The 1,636-nt window shown below is 61.9% G+C and carries 2 protein-coding genes; one reads left to right on the top strand and one right to left on the bottom strand.

What is annotated here, in order from left to right; translation table 11 throughout:
• The coding region (locus tag AKL29_RS16665) for an ABC transporter substrate-binding protein (RefSeq protein WP_244482090.1) at positions 1 to 1,081 on the top strand (1,081 nt) is incomplete at its 5' end.
• Between the two features lie 191 nt (positions 1,082 to 1,272).
• Here AKL29_RS16665 and AKL29_RS44955 read toward each other — a convergent pair.
• The coding region (locus AKL29_RS44955) for an ABC transporter substrate-binding protein (protein ID WP_244482092.1) at positions 1,273 to 1,636 on the bottom strand (364 nt) is incomplete at its 5' end.

Raw genomic sequence — 1,636 nt, forward strand, 5'->3', positions numbered from 1 at the left:
GCCGGCATCCGCCTACGGCACCAGCGGCCGGGCCCAGGCGGCCTATTTCCGCAAGGTCAACGCCGAGGGCGGCATCAATGGCCGCAAGATCAACTTCATCTCCTACGACGACAGCTACAGTCCGCCGAAGACGGTCGAGCAGGCGCGCAAGCTGGTCGAAGGCGACGAGGTCTTGCTGATCTTCGCCTCTCTCGGCACGGCATCCAACGGCGCGATTCAGAAATACATGAACGTGAAAAAGGTGCCGCAGCTGTTCATTCAGACCGGTGCCACCAAGTGGAACGATCCGCAGAACTTCCCGTGGACCATCGGCTGGCAGCCCAGTTATCAGAGCGAGGGACGGATCTACGCCAAGCACATCCTGAAGGAAAAGCCGGGCGGCAGGATCGCGGTCCTCTACCAGAACGACGATTATGGAAAGGACTATCTCAAGGGCCTGAAGGACGGCCTCGGCGACAAGGCGGCGTCGATGATCGTCATCGAGGATGCCTATGAGGTGGCCGAGCCGACCATCGACACGCACATCGTCAAGATGAAATCGATGAATGCCGACGTATTCGTCGACATCGCCACACCGAAATTCGCGGCGCAGGCCATCAAGAAGGCGGCCGAGATCGGTTGGAAACCGCTGCACATCCTCAACTCGGTCGGTTCCTCGCTCGGTGCCGTGATCCAGCCTGCCGGCTTCGAGAACGCGCAAGGCATTATCTCGGTGGCCTACCTGATGGATCCGCTCGATCCGCAATGGAAGGACGACCCTGGCATGAAGGCGTTCGATGAGTATCTCTCCAAATATTTCCCCGAGGGCAATCGGGCCGACAGCCTGATCGTGACAGGGTACAATGCCGCTCAGACGCTGGTTCAGGTGCTGAAGCAGTGCGGCGACGATCTCACGCGCGCCAACGTCATGAAGCAGGCCGCGAACCTGAAGGCCTTCCGGACCACCAACCTGCTTCCCGGCATCACGATGAACACCAGCCCGATCGATTTCGCGCCGATCAAGCAGATGCAGCTCAGACGACTCAAGGGCGAGCGATGGGAGCTCTTCGGGCCCATGCTCAGCGCGGAAGTGGGAGGTTAGCCGACCGCGGCCCCTCATTGCCCCGCCCGGACGGTCCGAGCGCTATCCGCGTCATTGCGGGGAGCGCAGCGACGAAGCAATGACGCCAATTAGATCTGCAGGATGGGTAGAGCGCAGCGAAACCCATCCTCTCGCCCCTCGCACAGGCGATGGGTTTCGCTGCGCCCTACCCCCATCCTACGGAGCTTGAACTACACCCGGAACAGCTTCGCGTACTTCGCCTTGATCTCCTCGGACTGCACCTGCACCTGGGCCGGATCGGCCTTGAGCATCTTCAGTTTGTCGAGCGGCACGTGGCCGGCCTTCTCCTTCACCTTGGCGTGGAAGGAGCGGTGCGCGAATTCGTCGGCCAGCATCTGCTGGGTCTCGGCGCTGAAGAAATAGCTCTGGAACAGCCGCGCGGCATTCGGGTTCGGCGCGTTCTTGAAGATGCCGCTGGGGACGATGATCAGCGGCGCGCCCTCGGCCGGATAGACCACCTCGACCGGCTTGCCCTGATCCTTGGCCAGCACGAGGTTGTAGTCGTTGCCGTCGGCCATCACGGCGCGCTCGCCG

The sequence above is a fragment of the Bradyrhizobium pachyrhizi genome (genome assembly GCF_001189245.1).
GTDB classification, from domain to species: Bacteria; Pseudomonadota; Alphaproteobacteria; order Rhizobiales; family Xanthobacteraceae; genus Bradyrhizobium; species Bradyrhizobium pachyrhizi.